Here is a 20,902-nt window from a genome sequence, read left to right as displayed (position 1 = left end):
GTGGGCGGGGTGAGCGACGGCATCCGCCCGACGCTTGCGGAACTGGTCGCGCTGCGCGCGGCCGCGCAGGGGCGGCGACCGGCGCGCCGCGGGCGCACCGGCAGCAGCGGGCAAGCGCCCTCGCCGATGCGCGGGCGCGGCATGGAGTACGCCGAATCGCGCGAGTACGCCGCCGGCGACGACGCCCGCCACATCGACTGGCGCCTGACCGCGCGCAGCGGCCGGCTGCACACCAAGCTGTTCCAGGCCGAGCGCGAACGGATGACGCTGGTGGTCGCGGATACCGCGCCGGCGCTGTACTTCGGCACGCGCGTGCGCTTCAAGTCGGTGCAGGCCGCGCGTGCCGGCGCGGTCGCGGCCTGGGCCGCGTTGCGCGACGGCGACCGCGTCGCCGCCCTGCGTGGCAGCGAACGCGAGCCGCCGGTGCCGCCGGCGGGCGGGTCGCGCGGTGTGTTGCGGGTGCTGGATGCGCTGGTGCGCTGGTACGCCGGGCCGCCCGCGGACGACGCCGGGCTGGGGGTCGCGCTCGACCACGCCCAGCGTCTGTTGCGCCCCGGTGCGCGGCTGCTGGTGCTGGCTGACCCGGCCAGCGTCGAGGCCCTGCCCCCGGAACGCTGGGGAGCGCTGACCATGCACGCGCGCGTCCACGTCCTGCTGCTGGTGGATCCGCTGGAGATGTCGCCACCGCGCCGGCTGCTCCCGTTCGAGTGCGACGGCCGGCGGCTGCAGCTCGACCTCGCCGCCGACGCGCAGCGCGAGCGCTGGCATGCCGGCTTCGCCGGGGTCGCGGAAGCCGCCATGGCGCGCCTGCGCGCGCGCGGCGTGGACGCGCGCCTGCTGCCCTGCAATGCGCCCAGCGACAGCTGGCTGGGTGCGCTGGACGCGATCGGAAGGGCGGCATGACCGGCATGGCCTCCGATCCGACGCTGGTCCTTCGCGACATCCACGAGCTGCCTCCGCCGCCGTGGTGGCCGCCCGCGCCCAGCTGGTGGTTCGTGGCCGGGGCGCTGCTGCTGGCGTTGCTGGCGCTGGCCTGGCGCGCGTGGCGCAGGCGGCAGCGCCGGCGGGCGCTGGAGCGCCTGTTCGACGCCAGCCTGGCGGAGGCGGCGACGCCGGCCGCGCGCATCGCCGCGATGTCGCTGCTGTTGCGGCGCGCCGCGCGCCAGCGCGATCCGGCTGCCGCCAGCCTCGAGGGCGCCGAGTGGCTCGCGTTCCTCGATCGCGGCAGTCGCGCACCGATGTTCGACGACGAGGACGCGCGGCTGTTGCTAGAGGGTGGCTTCCGCCGTGACGTCGACGAGGCGGCCGTCGCGCGCCTGGCGCCGCGCGTGCGCGCGCGGTTCCTGGACTGGATGGCCGGCCAATGGAAGGCGTGATGGACGGCTGGCTCGCGCGCGCGCTCCCCGGATTCGACGGCTTCGCCTGGCCGTGGCTGCTGCTGGCGCTGCCGTTGCCACTGCTGGTGCGCTGGCTCCTGCCGCCGCTGCGCGGGCATGCGCCGGCCTTGCGGGTGCCGTGGCCGGAGCGCCTACGCGCCGTCGCCACCGGCGGCGGACGCGGCTTCGATCCCGGGCTTCCGTTGCTGGCGCTGCTCGGCTGGGTGCTGCTGTGCGTGGCTGCCGCGCGGCCGCAGCAGCTGGGTCCCCCGGTGGCGCCGCAGGCGACCGGCCGCGACCTCATGCTCGCGCTCGACCTGTCGGGCAGCATGGCCGAGGAGGACATGGCCCTGGGCGGCCGCGTCGTCGACCGGCTGACCGCGGCGAAGGCGGTGCTCGCGGATTTCCTCGACCGGCGCGAGGGCGACCGCGTCGGCCTCGTGGTGTTCGGGCAGCGCGCCTACGCGCTGGCGCCGATGACCCGCGACCTCGACTCGGTGCGCGCGCAACTGGATGCCAGCGTGGTCGGCATCGCCGGGCGCGAGACCGCGATCGGCGACGCCATCGGCCTGGCGGTCAAGCGCCTGTCGGCGCAGGACGCCGGCCAGCGCGTGCTGGTGCTGCTTACCGACGGCGTCAACACCGCCGGCGTGCTCGACCCGCTCAAGGCCGCCGAACTGGCGCGCGACGCGCGCGTGCGCATCCACGCCATCGCCTTCGGCGGCAACGGCGGTGGCCTCTCGGTGTTCGGCCTGCCGGTGCCGCTGCCGGGCGGCGGCGACGAGATCGACGAGGCGACCCTGGCACGGATCGCCGGGATGACCGGCGGCAAGGCGTTCCGGGCCCGTGACACCGAGGACCTGGCCGGGATCTACGCCGAGATCGACCGGATCGAGCCGGTGCGCCGCGACGCGCGCCCGGTGCGCCCGCGGCTGGAGCGTTATCCGTGGCCGCTGGGGGCCGCGCTCGCCTGCGCGTTGCTGTCGCTGCTCGTGCGCAAGCGGGGGGCGGCATGAGCGCGCTGCACTTCCTGCGCCCGGAATGGCTGTGGCTGCTGCTGGCGCTGCCGCCGCTGGCGTGGTGGCTGCGCCGCGACGCGGCGCGCACCGGCCCGTGGCCGAGGGAGGTCGATGCCCACCTGCTGCCGCACCTGCTCGCGCCGGTGCGCGGCCTGCGCGGCGGCGGCCGCGCCTGGCTGGTGTCGCCGTTGCTCGCGCTGGCGATCGCCGCGTTGGCCGGCCCCTCGTGGTCGCGCGTGCAGCAGCCGCTCTGGCAATCGCGCGCGCCGCTGGTACTGGCGCTGGACCTGTCCGGCGCGATGCTGGCCGGCGACCTGCCGCCGTCGCGGCTGGCGCGCGCGCGCGCCAAGCTGGACGCGTTGCTGGAACAGCGCCGCGACGGCGAGGTCGGCCTGCTGGTGTTCCACCAGGACGCCTACGTGGTGGCGCCGCTGACCGACGACGCCGCCAACGTCGCGCTGTTCCTGGATGCGCTGTCGCCCGACATCATGCCGGAGGCGCTGGAGGCGACCGCGCCCAGCGATGCGGCGCCCGCCATCGGGCAGGCGATGGCACTGCTGCGCCAGGCAGGCTTCTCCCACGGCGACATCCTGTTGCTGACCGACCACGCCGGCGGCGACGCGATCGCCGCCGCCACCGGCGCTGCGGCGGCCGGGTACCGGGTATCGGCGCTGGGCCTCGGCACCGCCCGGGGCGCGTCGTGGCGGCACCCGCGCGGCGACATCCTGCAGGCGCGGCTGGACGCGGGTTCGTTGCAGGCGCTGGCGCGTGCCGGCAACGGCGGCTACGCGCCGCTGGCCGCGGATGCATCGGACCTTGCCGAACTCGGCGTGCTCGTGCCACGCGACGTCGATCCCGGGGCCGGCGGCGAATCCGGCATGCTTGCCTGGCAGGACCAGGGCTACTGGCTGCTGTTGCCGCTGCTGCTGTTGGCGCCGCTGGGATTCCGCCGCGGCAGCACGTTGGCGGCCCTGCTGGCGTGTGCGCTGCTGTTGCCGTGGCAGCCTGCACATGCGGCCGACGGTGGCTGGTGGTTGCGCGAGGACCAGCAGCGGCACGCGCGCATGGAGCGCGGCAGCGAGGCCTACCGGGCCGGCGACTTCGCGGCGGCCGCCGAGGCCTGGCGCGGATTGCCGGACGCCGATGCCGCCTACAACCTCGGCAATGCGCTCGCGAAGCAGGGACGCTACCGCGATGCGATCGCCGCCTACGACGAGGCGTTGCGGCGCCGGCCCGGCATGGAGGATGCCATCGCCAACCGGCAGGCCGTGCTTGCGGCGATGCAGCGGCAGCGACCTTCCGGCGGGCAGTCCTCGCCGAGCCAGTCGGGCGAGGGCGAGGGCGAGGGCCAGGACAAGGGAAGCGGCGACCAGGGCGGAGAGACGGACGCGGGCGACGAGGCGGCGCAAGGCGAGGGCCGGTCGTCCGCCGGTAAGCAGAACGAGGAAGCGGCGGAAGCAGGCGCACGACCCCAGGACGCCGGGGCCCAGCGCGAGGCCGACGCCGCCCAGCGCGAGCGCATGCAGCGGGCGCTGCAGGAAGGTGCCGCCGAGGGCGCCGGGTCGGAGGCGCGGGCGCCGGAGGCCGGCGAGACCACCGCCGAGCGCGAGCGGCGCCTGGCGAACGAAGCCTGGCTGCGGCGCGTGCCGGACGACCCGGGTGGCCTGTTGCGCGAGCGCTTCCGGCTGGAACGCCTGCAACGCGAGCGGGAGGGACGATGAAGGGCATGCATGCAGGCTTCCGGTTCGGGTTGCTGGGCTGGCTGCTGGTGCTGGCGGCGCTGCCGGCGCAGGCGCAGCAGGTGCGCGCGTGGCTCGACCGCGACCGCATCGCGCTCGGCGAGACCGCGACCCTCAACATCGAAGTCGAGGGCGCGACCGCGCGGCCGCCGGACTACGCGCCGTTGCGGCGCGACTTCGACCTGAGCGCGAATACCAGCCGGCGCAGCTACGAGCAGGTCAACGGGCGCAGCGTGGCGCGCAGCCTGTTCGCGGTCGCGTTGCGGCCGCGGCGCGAGGGCGTGATCGGCATCCCGGCGCTCGAGGTGGGCGGCACGCGCACGCCGCCGCTGACGCTGACCGTGACCGGCGCGGCGGCGACGCCGGCCCGCGCCGGCGACGACGTGTTCATCGAGGCCGAGGCCGATGCGCAGTCGCCCTACGTGCAGCAGGCGGTCGGCTACACCGTGCGCCTGTACTACGCGACCCCGCTGGTCTCAGGCACCCTGGACCAGCCGCCGCCGGAAGGGGCCAGCCTGCAGCGCGTCGGCCAGGACCTGCGTTACCAGCGCAGCATCGACGGGCGCGACTACAACGTGGTCGAGCGCCACTTCCTGCTGGTGCCCGAACGCAGCGGCACGCTGGCGATGCCGCCCGCGCGCTTCGAGGGTAGCGGGGTCGCGGGCTTCTTCGACGACCTGTTCGGCGACGGCCGGCGCGCGCTGCGTGCCAGCGGTCCGTCGCGCGTGCTCGACGTGCGCACGCCGCCGGCCGGCGCGCCGCAGCCCTGGCTGCCGCTGCGCAGCCTGTCGCTGCGCTGGCGCGGCGCCCCGCAGCAGGCGCGCGCCGGGGAAGCGTTCACGGTGACGATCGAGGCGACGGCGGACGGTGCCGGCGCGGCCCAGCTGCCGGAGATCGAACTTCCGGCGATGGACGGCGCGCAGGTGTTCGCCGATCCGCCGCAGTCGGACGACGGCTTCGTGGACGGGCGTCCGCGCACGCGGGTGCTGCGGCGTTTCTCGGTCGTGCCGTCGGCCGCGGGCCCGCTCCAGGTGCCGTCGCCCAGGATCGCGTGGTGGGACGTGCGTGCCGGTGCCGCGCGCACCGCCAGCCTCCCGCCGCTGCAGGTCGAAGTGGCGCCGGCGGTGACCGGCGGACGCGGGACGGGCGCCGTTCCCGGACCGGGGGAGTCCCGTGCGGGCGCGCCGCCCGACGCGGGCGAAGGCTGGATCCGGGTGCCCGGCGTGCAGGGCGAGGTCAGGCCGTGGGCATTCGCCACGGTGCTGTTCGCGCTGGCCTGGTTGCTGACGCTCGCCTGGGGTTTGCATCGCCAGCCGCGCAGGCCGTCGGCGGGCGCCGGGCCGGCGCTGCCCGGGTCGCAGGACTCCGTGCACGCGCGCGCGTCGCTCCAGCGCGCGCTCGACACCGGCGATCTCGGCGACGTCGCCGATGCCTTGTGCGCGACCGCGCGGCCGCCTGCGCAAGGCCTCGACGAAGTTGCGGAGCGGCTCGCCGATCCGCGCCAGCGGGAGGCCGTGGCACTGTTGCAGCGCGCGCGCTGGGCCGGCGGCGACGGCAGCGTCGCGCGGCGTGCGCTGCGCGAGGCGTTCCGGCGTGGTCCGCGCTGGGCCCCTAGGCAGGCGGCCCCGCAGGACGACCCGCTGCCGCCGCTGTATCCCTAGGCGTTGGCCCTGGCGTCCGCGCCGGTCGCCAGCGGGAGTTCGCAACGGAACACCAGGGCGCCCCCGTCCGCGCCGGCGAGCAGCTCGCCGCCGTGGGCGCGCGCGATCTCCCGCGCCAGCAGCAGCCGCAGGCCCAGTCCCTCGTCGTAGGGGTGCGCCTGGGGCTCGCGCACCAGTGCCTCGGGCGCATCCACCGGGATCCCGGGCACGGCGACGCGGATCGTGATGCGCCCGGACCCGCTGCGCAGCGAGATGGCGGGCGTCGCGTCGTGCGCGCGCGCGAAGTCGAGCAGGGTACGCAGCAGCTGGGTCAGCCGCTGCGCATCCGCATCCACCAGGACCACCTGGCCGTCGTCGTCCACCGGCGTGCCGGCGAGCCCGGCGCCGACCAGGGCGTGGTCGAGCAGCATCGCCGGTTCGACCGGCTCGCGGTTGCCGAGCAGCCGGCCGCGGTCCGCGCGCACCCAGTCGCCCAGCTCGTCGAGCATGGCTGCGAGGCGTCGGACCTGGCGGTCGAGGGTGGCCAGCAACTCGGCGCGGCGTGCCTCGTCGAGGTCGTCGCGCCGGAGCAGGTAGGTCGCCGTCTGCAGCGGGGCCAGCGGCCCGCGCAGGTCGTGCGCCAGGCGGTCCAGCCAGGCGTGGTCGGGGTGGGGCAGGTTCACGCCACGCCCCGGCGATTGGCCAGCTCGCCGCAGATCTCCTGGATCGCGGGCAGGTCGGGGGGCTTCACCAGGTGCTGGTCGAAGCCTGCCTCGCGGGTCCGGCGCCGGTCCTCGGGCTGGCCCCAGCCGGTGACCGCCACCAGCAGGACGTCGGCGCCGCCGGGCATCGCGCGCAGCGCGGCGGCGACGTCGTAGCCGCTGCGCCCCGGCATGCCGACGTCCAGGAACACCACGTCGGGCGCGAACGCCACGAACGCCTGGTCGAACTCGGTCGGGTCGTAAAGCGTCCGCACTTCCATGCCGAGCAGGTCGAGCATCATCGCCAGCGTGTCGGCGGCGTCGCGGTTGTCGTCCAGCACCAGCGCGCGCGTCGACCGGCCGTGCCGTGCCGGGCCGGGTCCGGCAGGCGCGCCGGCGGCGCGCGCGGGCGGAGCCGCATCGTCGTTCGCGGCCCGCGCCTGCGCCTCGGACACGCCGCTGAGCGGCAGCCGTACGCTGAACTCGGCGCCCTTGCCGGGGCCTTCGCTGTGCACCTGCACCACGCCGCCGTGCATTTCGACCAGCTGCCGTACCAGGGTCAGGCCGATGCCCAGCCCGCCGCGCGCGCGCTCGAGCGCGCTGTCGGCCTGCACGAACAGCTCGAAGATCTCGCGCGTCTGCGCCTCGTCGAGGCCGATGCCGCGGTCGCGGACACGGACGTCGATCTCGTCGCCGACGCTGGCCTCGAGCACGATCCCGCTGCCCGGGTCCGAGTACTTCGCGGCGTTGTTCAGCAGGTTGGCGAACACCTGCGACAGCCGCATCGGGTCCGCCTGCAGCGGCACCGGTGCGTCGGGCACGCGCAGCGTCAGGGGATGCCCGCCCTGTTCCAGCTGCGGCCGCGCGGTCTCGACGGCGGAGGACAGCACGTCCTGCAGCGTGGTCGGCTGCGGGCGCAGCACGAGCTTGCCGCGGGTGATGCGGGCCACGTCCAGCAGGTCGTCGATCAGGCGCACCAGCATGGCGAGCTGGCGCTCCATCAGCCCCTGCAGCGGGTCGTCGGCCGCGCCCGGGCTGGACATGCGACGCACGTTCACCGCGTTCAGCAGCGGCGCCAGCGGGTTGCGCAGCTCGTGCGCCAGGGTGGCGAGGAACTCGTCCTTGCGGCGGTCGGTTTCCTGCAGCTGCTGCATGAGCTGCTTCATCTCGTGCACGCTGGTGGATACGCCGAACCACGCGGTCAGCCGGCCCAGTTCGTCGCGCCAGGGCACCGCGCGGGTGATGTACCAGCAGTAGTCGCCGTCGCGGCTGCGGTGGCGCGCCTCGAACTCGAACTTCTCGCCACGGGCGAGCGAGCGTTCGATCAATGCGCGAACGGGTCCGCTGTCGTCCGGGTGCAGCACCAGCTTGTTGAGGTCGATCGGGCCGCCGTCGGACGGGCGCCCGTAGAACTCGTACCAGTGCTGGTTGGCGTAGGTGAGGGTGCCGTCCGGCGAACAGGTCCAGACGATCGAGGGGATCGTGTCGGCGAGGAAGCGTAGCCGTCGCTCCGCGCGCGCGCGTTCGCCGACCTCGTTGCGCAACTCCCGGTTGCGCGCCGCCAGCTCGGCGTTGGTCGCGCGCAGCGATTCGTTGAGGCGGCCGAGCTCGCGCGCCTTCTCGGCCTCCAGCGCGGCGTTGGCCTGCTGCAGCTCGCGGCGCTTGCGGAACAGCTCCACCAGCACCACCACCTTGCTGCGCAGGATCTCCGGGATCACCGGCACCATCACGTAGTCCACCGCGCCCAGCTTGTAGCCCCGCAGCCGGTCCATGTCGGTGACGTTGACCGCGGTAACGAAGATGATCGGCGTCTTCTCGAAGCGCGGGTGCTGGTGGATCATGTTCGCTGTCTCGAAGCCGTCCATGCCGGGCATGTTGACGTCGAGCAGGATGACCGCGAACTCCTCCTCCATCAGCCGCTTCAGCGCTTCCTCGCCCGAGGTCGCCTCGACCAGGCGCTCCCCGAGCGGCTCCAGGATCGCGCGATAGGTCAGCAGGCGCCCCGGCTGGTCGTCCACCAGCAGGATGTTGACCGGCGCGCCGCCGGGCTGGTCGCGCACCTCGGGTGGCGGAGCGTCGTGGTTCAACGGTGCAGCCATTGCCGCAGCACGCCCAGCAACTGGTCGGTGACCACCGGCTTGGCGAGGTAGTCGGAGGCGCCGGCCTCGAGGCACTTCTCGCGGTCGCCCTTCATCGCCTTGGCGGTGAGCGCGACGATCGGCAGCGCGCGCGAGTCGGGGGCCTCGCGGATCGCGCGGATGGTGTCGTAGCCGTCCATGCCCGGCATCATGATGTCCATCAGCACCAGGTCGATCTCGCCGTCGGCGGCCACCTTCTCGATCGCCTCCTGGCCGGTGCCGGCGGTCACCACGTCCATGCCGTGCCGCTCGAGCACGCTTGACAGGGCGAAGATGTTGCGCACGTCGTCGTCCACCACCAGCACGCGCTTGTCGCGCAGCGCGTGGTCGGATTCGTGCAGGTGCTGCACCATGCGGCGCTTGGCCGGCGGCAGGTCGGCGACCACGCGGTGCAGGAACAGCGCGGTCTCGTCGAGCAGGCGCTCGGGCGATTCCACGCCCTTGATCACCACCGACTTGGCGGTCTTCTTCAGGCGCTGGTGCTCCTCGGCGCTGAGGTCCTTGCCGGTGAACACCACGATCGGGAGGTCCTCGATGCCCTCCATCTCCTGGATGCGGTCGAGCAACTCGAAGCCGCTCATGTCCGGGAGCTTGAGGTCGAGCACGAGGCAATCGTACTGCGCGTCGCGCAGCGCCTGCAGCGCTTCACCGCCGCTGGCGGCGGTGTCGATCGCGACGTCGTCGTGGCGGATCAGTTCCTCGATGCCGAGGCGCTCGGCGGCGTCGTCCTCGACCACCAGCAGCCGCTTCACCCGCGGCAGCGTGTATTCCTTGATCCGCTGCAGCGCGGCGGCGATGGTCCCGCTGGTCGCCGGCTTGGCCAGGTAGGCGAACGCGCCGCGCTCGATGCTGCGGTGGCGCTCCTCCTCCACCGTCACCACCTGCACCGGGATGTGCCGTGTCGACGGGTCCTGCTTGAGCCGGGCGAGCACGGTCCAGCCGAGCATGTCGGGCAGGAAGATGTCGAGCGTGATCGCGCTCGGCTTGTACTCGCGCACCAGCCGTATCGCGTCGGCGCCACGCCCGGCCACCAGCACCTTGAAGCCGAGGGAGCGGGCGTGGTCGCGCAGGATCTGCGCGTAGCCCGGGTCGTCCTCGACCACCAGCAGGGACGGCTCGCCCGCGGTGATGGCGTCGCGGTCGTCCTCGACCTGGAACACCGGTTCGTTGCGCGGCTCGGCCTGCTGGCTCACCGGCAGCGGCGGGCGCTCGCGCTGGGCGTCGTTCTCCAGCCCGCCCATGTAGGTCAGCGGCAGGTACAGGGTGAAGCGGCTGCCCTCGCCGGGCGTGCTCTCCAGGGTCAGCTCGCCGCCGAGCAGGCCGGCGATCTCGCGGCTGATCGCCAGGCCCAGGCCGGTACCGCCGTACTTGCGCGAGGTGCCGGCGTCGGCCTGCTGGAAGGCCTCGAACACGATCCTCTGCTTCTCCGGCGAGATGCCGATGCCGGTGTCGCTGACCTCGAACGCGACCACCGTCGGCGCGCTCGACAGCACCTCGTTGTCCGGCGACCAGCCGTCCTCGGCGACGCGCGCGCTGAGCCGCACGCTGCCCTGCTCGGTGAACTTGAAAGCGTTCGACAGCAGGTTCTTGAGGATCTGCTGCAGGCGCTTGGGGTCGGAATTGAGCGACTTGCCCAGCTCGGGCGAGAAGTCCACCGAGAAGTCGAGGTGGCGTCGCTCGGCCTCGTGCCGGAAGCCGCGCTCCATGTTCTCGCGCAGGTGCGAGAAGCTGATGTCCTCGCTGTCCACGGTGACCGTGCCCGACTCGATCTTGGACAGGTCGAGGATGTCGCTGATCAGGTGCAGCAGGTCGGTCCCGGCGGCGTGGATGGTCTTGGCGAACTCGACCTGGCGCGGGGTCAGGTTGGTGTCGGGGTTCTCGGCGAGCTGCTGGCCGAGGATCAGGATCGAGTTCAGCGGCGTGCGCAACTCGTGCGACATGTTGGCCAGGAACTCCGACTTGTAGCGCGATGTCAGCGCGAGCTCGGCGGCCTTTTCCTCGAGCGCGCGGCGGGCGTGCTCGATCTGCAGGTTCTTCTGCTCCACCTCGGCCTTCTGCTCGGCCAGCAGCGCCGCCTTGAGGGCGATGTCCTCGTTGGTCTGCTGCAGCTCCTTCTGCTGCGCCTGCAGCTCGCCGGCCAGCTGCTGCGACTGCGACAGCAGGTGCTCGGTGCGCATGGTCGCCTCGATCGTGTTGAGCACGATGCCGATCGAGTTGGAGAGCTGCTCCAGGAAGGTGCGCTGGGTGGTGGTGAACTCGGACAGCGAGGCCAGCTCCAGCACCGCCTTGACCTGGTCCTCGAACAGCACCGGCAGCACGATAACGCTGCGCGGCACCGCGTTGAGCAGGCCGGACTCGATCTGCACGGTGTCGGGCGGCACGTGGTCGAGCAGGATCAGCTGGCCCTGTGCCGCGCACTGGCCGACCAGGCCCTCGCCGAAGCGCAGGCTGCGCGCGGCCGGCGAACGGTCGGCGTCGGCGTAGCCGGCGAGCTGGCGCAGCCGGCGGCCGCCTTCGTCCTCCTCGACCACGTACATCAGGCCCTGCTGCGCGTCCATCAGCGGCGCCAGCTCGGACAGCAGCATGCGGCCGAGGGTGAGCAGGTCGCGCTGGCCCTGCATCATGTCGGAGAAGCGGGCGAGGTTGGTCTTCAGCCAGTCCTGCTCGCGGTTGGACTCGGTGGTGGCACGCAGGGTGCCGATCATCGAGTTCATGTTGTCCTTGAGGTCGGCGAGCTCGCCGCGCACGTCCACCGTGATCGAGCGCGTGAGGTCGCCCTGGGTCACCGCGGTCGCGACCTCGGCGATCGCGCGCACCTGGGTGGTGAGGTTGGCCGCGAGCTGGTTCACGTTCGCGGTGAGGTCCTTCCAGATGCCGGCGGTGCCGGGCACCTTGGCCTGGCCGCCGAGCCGGCCCTCGACGCCGACCTCGCGCGCCACCGTCGTCACCTGGTCGGCGAAGATCGCGAGGGTGCCGGTCATGGCGTTGATGGTGTCGGCCAGCTCCGCGATCTCGCCCTTGGCCTCGACCGTCAGCTTCTTGTGCAGGTCGCCGTTCGCGACCGCGGTCACCACCTTGGCGATGCCGCGCACCTGCGCGGTCAGGTTGGTCGCCATCGAGTTGACGTTGTCGGTGAGGTCCTTCCAGATGCCGGCGACGCCGGGCACCTGCGCCTGGCCGCCGAGCTTGCCCTCGGTGCCCACCTCGCGCGCCACGCGCGTCACCTCGGCGGCGAAGCTGTTGAGCTGGTCCACCATCGTGTTGAGGGTGTCCTTGAGCTGGGCGATCTCGCCCTGCGCGTCCACCGCGATCTTGCGCGACAGGTCGCCCTTGGCCACCGAGGTCGCGACCTCGGCGATGTTGCGCACCTGGGTAGTGAGGTTGGTGGCCATCGAGTTGACGTTGTCGGTGAGGTCCTTCCAGGTGCCGGCGACGCCGGGCACCTGGGCCTGGCCGCCGAGCTTGCCCTCGGTACCGACCTCGCGCGCCACGCGCGTCACCTCGGCGGCGAAGCTGTTGAGCTGGTCCACCATCGTGTTGATGGTGTCCTTGAGTTCGAGGATCTCGCCCTTCACGTCCACGCCGATCTTGCGCGACAGGTCGCCGTTCGCCACCGCGGTGGTGACCTCGGCGATGTTGCGCACCTGCGCCGTCAGGTTCGACGCCATCGAGTTGACGTTGTCGGTGAGGTCCTTCCAGATGCCTGCGACGCCCGGCACCTGGGCCTGGCCGCCGAGCTTGCCCTCGGTGCCGACCTCGCGCGCCACGCGCGTCACCTCGGCTGCGAAGCCGTTGAGCTGGTCCACCATCGTGTTCACGGTGTTCTTCAGCTCCAGCACCTCGCCGCGCACGTCCACCGTGACCTTGCGCGAGAGGTCGCCCTTGGCCACCGCCGTGGTCACCTCGGCGATGTTGCGCACCTGGTTGGTGAGGTTGGAGGCGAGCGAGTTGACGTTGTCGGTGAGGTCCTTCCAGGTGCCGGCGACGCCGGGCACCTGGGCCTGGCCGCCGAGCTTGCCCTCGGTGCCGACCTCGCGGGCCACGCGCGTCACCTCGGCGGCGAAGCCGTTGAGCTGGTCCACCATCGTGTTGATGGTTTCCTTGAGCTGCAGGATCTCGCCGCGCACGTCCACGGTGATCTTGCGCGAGAGGTCGCCCTTGGCCACCGCGGTGGTGACCTCGGCGATGTTGCGCACCTGCAGCGTCAGGTTCGACGCCATCGAGTTGACGTGGTCGGTGAGGTCCTTCCAGGTGCCTGCGACGTCGGGCACCTGGGCCTGGCCGCCGAGCTTGCCCTCGGTACCCACTTCGCGCGCCACGCGCGTCACCTCGGCCGCGAAGCCGTTGAGCTGGTCCACCATCGTGTTGATGGTGTTCTTGAGCTCGAGGATCTCGCCGCGCACATCCACCGTGATCTTGCGCGACAGGTCGCCCTTGGCCACCGCGGTCGTGACCTCGGCGATGTTGCGCACCTGCGAGGTCAGGTTGGACGCCAGCGAGTTCACCGAGTCGGTGAGGTCCTTCCAGGTGCCGGCCACGCCGGGCACGATCGCCTGGCCGCCGAGCTTGCCCTCGGTGCCGACCTCGCGCGCCACGCGGGTCACCTCGGAGGCGAAGCCGCGCAGCTGGTCCACCATCGTGTTGATGGCCTCCTTGAGCTGCAGGATCTCGCCGCGCACGTCCACGGTGATCTTGCGCGAGAGGTCGCCGTTGGCCACCGCGATGGTCACTTCGGAGATGTTGCGCACCTGCGCGGTGAGGTTGTTGGCCATCTGGTTGACCGAGTCGGTCAGGTCCTTCCACACGCCGGAGACGCCCTTGACCTTGGCCTGGCCGCCGAGCAGGCCGGCGGTGCCGACCTCGAGCGCCACGCGCGTGACCTCGGACGAGAACTCGCCCATCTGCTCGATCATGCGGTTGACGATGTTGGCCGAGCGCAGGAACTCGCCCTGCAGCGGGCGGCCGTCGGCCTCCAGCGGCACGGTCCGGGTGAGGTCGCCCTTGGCGACGCCGGCGATCGCCTCGGTCATGGTCTCGACCGGGCGCACCAGGTCGTCCACCAGCTGGTTGACGGAGTGTTCCATCTCCGCCCAGGCGCCCTGGCGGTTGGCGGGGTGCATGCGCTGCCGGACCTGGCCCTGGCGGCCGACCTTATGGCCGACCCGCGCGAGTTCGGCGGCGAGCCGCCGGTTGGCGCTGACGATGTCGTTGAAGCAGCCTGCGAGCTTGCCCTCCACGCCGTCCCAGTGCAGCGGCAGTTGCACCGAGAAGTCGCCGGCGGCGACGTCCTGCATCGCGGCGAGGAGCTGCAGCAGCGGATCCGCGTCCGCGCGCCGCGCGACCGCGCGCTTTGGCTGACGGGACGTTGCGGCGCGCTTGCGCCGGGTGCTGGTGGTGCTCTCGCTGTTCACGGATCCCCCTGTCATGCACGGCCCGCCCACCTGACGGAGCGGACGACCGGACAGCGAAAGGTAGCCCATGCGGTGTCGCCGCCACGTGCACGCAGCCTTCACGCCGGGCCCCGGAAACGCGCTGGTGTAAGCTGCGGGCGACCTGAGGGAGGGCCGTGGATGCCACGAAACGAGACGCCCGTCGCGAAGCGGGACCGCATGCCGTTGCACTGGAAGATGGCGATCGGCTTCATCGCCGGCCTGGTGGCCGGCCTCATCGCCTACGGCACTGCCGGCGCCGACGCCGAATGGGTCCAGTGGCTGACCAACTACGTCACGCAGCCGGCCGGACAGCTGTTCCTGCGGCTGATCTTCATGCTGGTGATCCCGCTGCTGTTCTCGGCGCTGGTGGTCGGCATCGCCGAGATGGGCGACGTGCGCGCGCTGGGCCGGGTCGGCTGGCGCACCCTCGGCTACACCGTGTTCATCTCCGGCATCGCGGTGATGATCGGCCTGCTGCTGGTGAACTGGCTGGAGCCGGGCGCCGGCGTGGACCGCGCCGCCGCGGCGCAGATGCTGGCCGACAGCTCCGACCGCGCCAGCGCGATCGTGCGCGACAGCGCGGGCCAGGCCCAGGGCGTCAACATGCTGCTGGAGATCGTGCCCGACAACATCATCACGGCGGCGGCCAACAACGCCATCCTGGCGGTGATGTTCTTCGCGATCATGGTCGGCGTCGGCATCGTGCTCAGCCGCGGCCCGGCGGTGGACTCCCTCAAGCGCGGCATCGAGGGCCTGTTCGAGGTCTCGATGACGCTGATCGGGCTGGTGATCCGGCTGGCGCCGTACGCGGTGTTCTGCTTCATGTTCAACCTGGCGGCGCTGTTCGGCTGGGACCTGCTGGCGCGGCTCGGTGCCTACGTCGGGGTGGTGCTGCTGGCGCTGTCGCTGCACATGTTCGTGGTGTACTCGCTGCTGCTGAAGACCATCGCCGGCAAGTCGCCGCTGGCCTTCTTCAAGGGCATCCAGGAAGCGATGGTGATGGCGTTCTCCACCGCGTCCTCGAACGCCACCCTGCCGACCGCGCTGAAGGTGGCCGAGACCGAGCTGCGCCTGCCGGCCAAGGTCTCCCGCTTCGTGCTCACGGTCGGCGCCACCGCCAACCAGAACGGCACCGCGCTGTTCGAGGGCGTGACGGTGCTGTTCCTGGCGCAGTTCTTCGGCGTCGAGCTCAGCCTGGCGCAGCAGGCGATGGTGATGTTCGTGTGCATCCTCGGCGGCATCGGCACCGCCGGCGTGCCCGCCGGCTCGCTGCCGGTGGTGGCGTTGATCTGCGGCATGGTCGGCGTGCCGCCGGAGGGCATCGGCCTGATCCTCGGCGTGGACCGCTTCCTCGACATGTGCCGCACGACCGTGAACGTCAGCGGCGACCTCGGCATCGCGACCCTGGTGGCCGGGCGCGAGGTCGAGCCTGCCGACGCGCGCGCTGTGGGAGAATGAGGGGATCGCAACCCACGACCGGGGCTGCCCGGAAGCCGCCATGACCCCCACCCGCCGCGACCTCGCCAACGCCATCCGCTTCCTCGCCATCGATGCCGTGGAGGCGGCGAAGTCGGGGCACCCGGGGATGCCGATGGGGATGGCGGACATCGCCGAAGTGCTGTGGAACGACTACCTGCAGCACAACCCGAACAACCCGAAGTGGTTCAACCGCGACCGTTTCGTGCTGTCCAACGGCCACGGCTCGATGCTGCAGTACGCGCTGCTGCACCTGTCCGGCTACGACCTGCCGATCGAGGAGTTGCGCAACTTCAGGCAGCTCGGGTCGAAGACCCCGGGCCACCCGGAGAACTTCGTCACCGCCGGGGTGGAGACCACCACCGGCCCGCTCGGCCAGGGCTTCGCCAACGCGGTCGGCATGGCGCTGGCCGAGAAGCTGCTGGCGCAGCGCTTCAACCGCCCCGAGTTCGAGGTCGTGGACCACCGCACCTGGGTGTTCATGGGCGACGGCTGCATGATGGAGGGCATCTCCCACGAAGCGGCCTCGCTGGCGGGCACCTGGGGCCTGAACAAGCTGGTCGCGTTCTGGGACGACAACCACATCTCGATCGACGGCGACGTCGCCGGCTGGTTCACCGATGACACCCCGGCGCGCTTCGAGGCCTACGGCTGGAACGTGGTCCGCGACGTCGACGGCCACGATCCGGAGAGCGTCAAGGCCGCGATCGAGGAGGCGTTGCGCTCGCAGGACAAGCCGACGCTGCTGTGCTGCCGCACCACCATCGGCTACGGCTCCCCCAACAAGGCCGGCAAGGAGTCGTCGCACGGGGCGCCGCTGGGCAAGGACGAGGTCGCGGCCACGCGCGAGGCGCTGGGCTGGAAGCATGGCCCGTTCGAGATTCCGGAGGAGATCCGCGCCGCGTGGCGCGCGAACAACGCCGGCACCGTGCGCGAGCACCAGTGGAACGAGCTGTTCGACGCCTACGCGAAGCGGCATCCCGACGCGGCCGCCGAGCTGGTGCGTCGTTCGCGCGGCGAACTCCCCGAAGGCTTCGACGCAGACGCCCGGGCGTTCATCGCGAAGCTGCAGCAGGAGGGCCCGGAGGTCGCCTCGCGCAAGGCCTCGCAGATGGCGATCGAGGCCTTCGCGCCGCTGCTGCCGGAGCTGGTCGGGGGCTCCGCCGACCTGGCCCACTCCAACCTGACCCTGTGGAAGGGCAGCAAGAGCGTGACCAGCGACGACCGCGACGCCAACTACATCTACTACGGGGTGCGCGAGTTCGCGATGACCGCGATCTCCAACGGCCTCGCCGTGCACGGCTGCTTCGTCCCCTACGACGCCACCTTCCTGGTGTTCAGCGACTACGCGCGCAACGCGGTGCGCATGAGCGCGCTGATGGGGGCGCACGCGATCCATGTGTACACGCACGATTCGATCGGCCTCGGCGAGGACGGCCCGACCCACCAGCCGGTGGAGCACCTGGCCGCGCTGCGCCACATCCCGCACAACGACGTGTGGCGGCCATGCGACGCGGTGGAGTCGGCGGTGTGCTGGAAGGCCGCGATCGAGCGCCGCGACGGCCCCAGCTGCCTGGTGTTCTCGCGCCAGTCGCTCGCGCACCAGCCGCGCACGGGCGACCAGGTGCAGGCGATCGCGCGAGGCGGCTACGTGCTGAAGGATTCGGCCGGCGCGCCGGAGCTGATCCTGATCGCCACCGGCTCCGAGGTCGGGCTGGCGATGGAGGCCGCGGCGAAGCTCGGCGACAAGGTCCGCGTGGTGTCCATGCCCTCGACCGACGTGTTCGACCGCCAGGACGCCGGGTACCGCGATTCGGTGCTGCCGCCGTCGTGCCGCAGGCGCGTGGCGATCGAGGCCGGCGTGCCGGACTTCTGGCGCAAGTACGTCGGCCTGGACGGGGCCGTGGTCGGGCTCGACCGCTTCGGCGCCAGCGCGCCGGCCGGCGACCTGTTCCCGCACTTCGGCTTCACCGTCGAGCACGTCGTCGAAGCCGCCCGCTCCCTGTAGGAGCGGCGCTCGCGCCGCGACCGCGCAAGTCGCGCTCCGTCAGCCGCGCAACGTCCTGATCCAGTCGTCGAACCCGGGGGCGTCGTCCCCGGTCGCGACGCCCAGCGCGGCGCGCGCCTGCAGCACCGCAACGGGGTGCTCGCGCACGTCGCTCGGGCTGTAGCCGAAATGTTGCCGGAAGGCCCGGCTGAGGTGGGCGTGGCTGCTGAAGCCGAAGCGGTCCGCCAGCGCCATCACCGAACTGTGTTCGCCCGGTGTCGCCAGCGCCGCGTGCACGTGCAGCAACCTGCGACCCTGCACGAAGCGGCGCACGCCGCCGTGCGGTTTCATCAGTGCGTACAGGCGCGAGCGGGACAGGCCGACCGAGCGGCCGATCGCCTCCGGGGTGAGGCCGGTGCCGCCGTCGGCGCGGATGCCCTGGTCGACCTCGCGGCGGATGCGCGCGACCAGCAGCGCATCGATCTGTTCGCGCGATCGGGCGATCCCGTCGGCGGTCGGGCGCAGGCACGCGCCCACCAGGTGGCAGGTGGCGCGCACGATGTCCGGCGTCTGCGACGCCTCCAGGCCGGGCAGCCGCCGCTCGAGGCTGGCGAGATGGTCGCCGAGCAGGCCGCCCGCGGCGTTGTCCAGGATCCGGCCATGCAGGCCTTCGCCGTGCGGGACCACGGATTCCATCAGGTCGCGCGGCACCACCAGCGACAGGCACTCGGCCGCGCTGGCGCGCGTGTCCACCGGCTGCGCGAGGTCCAGCACCGAAACGCTGCCCGGGGCGATCTCGAGCTGCTCGCCGCCGGCGAGGCCGACGTAGCCGCCTTCGCGGTAGAACTGCACCAGGTAGTGGTCGAGCCAGTCGGTGCGGATGTCGCGCGGCGTGCGCAGGAAGCGCTGGGCGTCGAAACGGGTGTTGACCAGCACCAGGTCGCCGAGGTGGAAGGCCCTGGCGAGGGCGAAGAAACCGTGCCCGGCGGCCTCGGGCTCCAGCGGCGCCACGTTGAACACGACCGAGATCACTTCCCGCCAGGCATCGAACTGGTCGTTGGCCTGGAAGGCCTCGGTCAGGAAACTGGTCGAGGGAACGGTTTCGAGCGACATCGCATCCCCTTGCGGTGCTCTGCCCCGGCCATCAACCCACGGGCGGGACGTGTAGTCAAGGAACACGGACGCCGGGGCGCAGACAGGCCACCCGGCAGCGCCGATAGTGGAGTGGTTGTCCGTGCCCGCGAACGACGGACCGCAGCCCGCGCCGCCATCAGGGGAGGTGGCGCGGCGACACACCCGCTGCGCGGACGGCATGCGCGCGCGGGCGCCGGGGAGGAATCCCGGCGCCCCGCGCGCCTTCGCTCATGGCCCGGCGACGCAATAGATCCCGTGCAGCGTCTCCAGCACGTCCTGCGCCGGACCGGGCGCCAGCGAGTAGTACACCACCTGCGCCTCGCGCCGCGTGGTGACCAGGCCGTCGTTGCGCAGCCGTGCCAGGTGCTGGGACAGGGCCGACTGGCTCAGGTCCAGGCGTGAATTCAATTCTCCCACGCTGCGTTCGCCGTCCACCAGCAGGCAAAGCAGCTGCAGCCGCTTTTCGTTCCCGAGCGCCTTGAGCAACTGCGCCGCGTCGCCGGCGTGGCGGCGCATGGCCTCGGGATCGATCGCTGCAGCGCGGCGCCTGGTGGTCACGACTTTTCCTGATACCGGTCAATACGGATGTCCACGCCGGGCCGTCCAATGCCCTGGTGCGGGTGCCCGCATCATATCAGTTGACTCTAATATTAGAAAATACTAATCTACTGGCGCGGAAGGAGGAACGACCATGGCCAACATCGTGGTGATCGGCGCAGGACTGGGCGGCATGTCGGCCGCCTACGAGCTTCGCGAGACCCTGGGGCAGGGACACGCCGTGACCGTCGTCGGCCAGGGCCCGCGCTTCGCGTTCACGCCTTCCAACCCCTGGCTGGCCGTCGGCTGGCGCACGCCCGAACAGACCAGCCTGGACGCTGGTGGATCGCTGGCGCGAAAGGGGATCGGCTTCAACGGCTCGGGCGCCGTCCGCATCGACGCCGAAGCCCGGCAGGTGCATGCCGGCGACGGCGCGGTGCTGGACTACGACTACCTGGTGGTGTGCACCGGGCCGAAACTGGCCTTCGACGAGGTCCCGGGCAGCGGCCCCGAGCACGGGCTCACGCAATCGGTGTGCACGCTGGACCACGCGCGCCACGCGTGGGAGCAGTACCAGCGGTTCCTCGAGCATCCCGGCCCGGTCGTGGTCGGCGCGGTCCAGGGAGCGAGCTGTTTCGGCCCGGCCTACGAGTTCGCGATGATCCTCGACGCCGACCTGCGCAAGCGCAGGCTGCGCGACCGCGTGCCGATGACCTACGTCAGCAGCGAGCCCTACATCGGCCACATGGGCCTGGGCGGCGTCGGCGACTCGAAGGGGCTGATGGAATCTGAGCTGCGCCAGCGCCACATCCGCTGGATCGTGAACGCGAAGGTCCCGGCGGTGCGTCCGGGCGAGGTCGTGGTCGTGGAGCACGATGCGCAGGGCCAGCCGTTGCGGGAGCAGGTGCTGCCCTTCAGCTACGCGATGCTGCTGCCTGCCTTCAAGGGCGTGGACGCGGTGGCCGCGGTCGAGGGCCTGTGCAACCCGCGCGGCTTCGTCATCGTCGACCGGCACCAGCGCAGCCCGAAGCACCCGCATATCTTCGCGGCCGGGGTCTGCGTGGCGATCCCGCCGGTGGAGGCCACGCCGGTAGCGACGGGCGCGCCCAAGACCGGCTTCATGATCGAGTCGATGGTGACCACCATCGTGCGCAACATCGAGGCCGAGCTGTCGGGCAGTCCGCCGGTGTTCGAGGGCACCTGGAATGCGGTCTGCCTGGCCGACATGGGCGATACCGGGGCGGCGTTCGTGGCGCTGCCCCAGATCCCGCCGCGCAACGTCACCTGGACCAGGATCGGGAAGTGGGTGCACGTGGCCAAGGCCGCGTTCGAGAAGTACTTCCTCTACAAGATGCGCCACGGCACGTCGGAACCGGTCTACGAGAAATACATCCTCGGCCTGCTCGGCATCGAGCGGCTGAAACAGGGCAATCACGCCCACCAACCCCCCAGTGGAGACACTAGCCAATGAATACCCGGACCCTTCGCCGCCCGATGTCGCTCGAGCGCGCCATCATGGCCTTCGCCGGCGTGATGATCCTGCTCAGCATCGCGCTCACGCAGTTCGTATCGCCCTGGTTCTGGCTGATGACCGCGTTCATCGGCCTCAACCTGTTCCAGTCGGCGTTCACCGGGTTCTGCCCGGCGGGCATGGTGATGAAGCGGCTCGGCATCGGCCGCGGCGCCGGCGACGCCAGCTGCTGCCGCTGACCCGGCGACGGAC

Annotated in this window: 14 protein-coding genes; 9 read left to right on the top strand and 5 right to left on the bottom strand. The window is 71.9% G+C overall.

What is annotated here, in order from left to right:
• Genes E4F25_RS05505 through E4F25_RS05485 form a run of 5 tightly spaced genes read left to right on the top strand, consistent with a single transcriptional unit; the run spans position 1 to position 5,795 of the window.
• Positions 1-903, top strand: a complete 903-nt coding sequence (locus tag E4F25_RS05505) for a DUF58 domain-containing protein (protein ID WP_140909191.1) — start codon at positions 1-3, stop codon at positions 901-903.
• Positions 900-1,376 carry a DUF4381 family protein gene (locus tag E4F25_RS05500; RefSeq protein ID WP_342776926.1) on the top strand — a complete coding sequence of 159 codons (477 nt, stop codon included), beginning with the start codon at positions 900-902 and terminating at the stop codon, positions 1,374-1,376. Before E4F25_RS05505 ends, E4F25_RS05500 begins: the two co-directional genes overlap by 4 nt.
• Positions 1,376-2,392, top strand: coding sequence for a vWA domain-containing protein (locus E4F25_RS05495; RefSeq protein ID WP_140909190.1), 1,017 nt, complete (start codon positions 1,376-1,378; stop codon positions 2,390-2,392). The genes E4F25_RS05500 and E4F25_RS05495 overlap by 1 nt, the downstream gene beginning before the upstream one ends.
• Entirely contained in the window at positions 2,389-4,116 is a 1,728-nt protein-coding gene (locus tag E4F25_RS05490; RefSeq protein WP_140909189.1) for a VWA domain-containing protein, read from the top strand. Before E4F25_RS05495 ends, E4F25_RS05490 begins: the two co-directional genes overlap by 4 nt.
• Entirely contained in the window at positions 4,113-5,795 is a 1,683-nt protein-coding gene (locus tag E4F25_RS05485) for a BatD family protein (RefSeq protein ID WP_140909188.1), read from the top strand. Before E4F25_RS05490 ends, E4F25_RS05485 begins: the two co-directional genes overlap by 4 nt.
• Here the strand turns inward: E4F25_RS05485 and E4F25_RS05480 are convergent.
• The 3 genes from E4F25_RS05480 to E4F25_RS05470 are packed head-to-tail and all read right to left on the bottom strand — an operon-like array spanning position 5,792 to position 14,024.
• Entirely contained in the window at positions 5,792-6,457 is a 666-nt protein-coding gene (locus E4F25_RS05480) for a sensor histidine kinase (RefSeq protein ID WP_181168212.1), read from the bottom strand. The two genes, E4F25_RS05485 and E4F25_RS05480, sit on opposite strands and share 4 nt — an antisense overlap.
• On the bottom strand, positions 6,454-8,574 hold the full coding sequence (locus E4F25_RS05475) for a hybrid sensor histidine kinase/response regulator (protein ID WP_140909187.1): 2,121 nt from the start codon (positions 8,572-8,574) through the stop codon (positions 6,454-6,456). Before E4F25_RS05475 ends, E4F25_RS05480 begins: the two co-directional genes overlap by 4 nt.
• Positions 8,559-14,024: a HAMP domain-containing protein gene (locus E4F25_RS05470; RefSeq protein WP_220433185.1), complete on the bottom strand. Its 5,466-nt coding sequence runs from the start codon at positions 14,022-14,024 to the stop codon at positions 8,559-8,561. Before E4F25_RS05470 ends, E4F25_RS05475 begins: the two co-directional genes overlap by 16 nt.
• A gap of 159 nt (positions 14,025-14,183) precedes the next feature.
• Here E4F25_RS05470 and E4F25_RS05465 point away from each other — a divergent pair, with 159 nt between their 5' ends.
• Together E4F25_RS05465 and tkt are read left to right on the top strand one after the other, a co-directional pair.
• A complete protein-coding gene (locus E4F25_RS05465; RefSeq protein WP_246069773.1) occupies positions 14,184-15,503 on the top strand; it encodes a dicarboxylate/amino acid:cation symporter in 1,320 nt (439 codons plus the stop codon).
• A 40-nt stretch (positions 15,504-15,543) separates the two neighbouring features.
• Positions 15,544-17,529: a transketolase gene (gene tkt, locus E4F25_RS05460; protein ID WP_140909185.1), complete on the top strand. Its 1,986-nt coding sequence runs from the start codon at positions 15,544-15,546 to the stop codon at positions 17,527-17,529.
• A gap of 39 nt (positions 17,530-17,568) precedes the next feature.
• Here the strand turns inward: tkt and E4F25_RS05455 are convergent, their stop codons facing one another.
• Both E4F25_RS05455 and E4F25_RS05450 read right to left on the bottom strand, forming a co-directional pair.
• On the bottom strand, positions 17,569-18,621 hold the full coding sequence (locus tag E4F25_RS05455; protein ID WP_181168211.1) for an AraC-like ligand-binding domain-containing protein: 1,053 nt from the start codon (positions 18,619-18,621) through the stop codon (positions 17,569-17,571).
• A 249-nt stretch (positions 18,622-18,870) separates the two neighbouring features.
• Positions 18,871-19,158, bottom strand: coding sequence for an ArsR/SmtB family transcription factor (locus E4F25_RS05450; RefSeq protein ID WP_140910340.1), 288 nt, complete (start codon positions 19,156-19,158; stop codon positions 18,871-18,873).
• Positions 19,159-19,333: 175 nt separating this feature from the next.
• Between E4F25_RS05450 and E4F25_RS05445 the strand changes: the two genes are divergently transcribed.
• Both E4F25_RS05445 and E4F25_RS05440 read left to right on the top strand, forming a co-directional pair.
• Positions 19,334-20,650 carry an NAD(P)/FAD-dependent oxidoreductase gene (locus E4F25_RS05445; protein WP_140909183.1) on the top strand — a complete coding sequence of 439 codons (1,317 nt, stop codon included), beginning with the start codon at positions 19,334-19,336 and terminating at the stop codon, positions 20,648-20,650.
• Positions 20,647-20,889 (top strand): YgaP family membrane protein, encoded by a 243-nt coding sequence (locus E4F25_RS05440; RefSeq protein ID WP_246069771.1) that lies wholly within the window; start codon positions 20,647-20,649, stop codon positions 20,887-20,889. The genes E4F25_RS05445 and E4F25_RS05440 overlap by 4 nt, the downstream gene beginning before the upstream one ends.
• Positions 20,890-20,902 lie beyond the last annotated feature (13 nt).

The organism is Cognatiluteimonas lumbrici, assembly GCF_006476065.1.
Lineage (GTDB): Bacteria > Pseudomonadota > Gammaproteobacteria > Xanthomonadales > Xanthomonadaceae > Cognatiluteimonas > Cognatiluteimonas lumbrici.
This window is presented reverse-complemented; position numbering and strand designations above follow the sequence as displayed.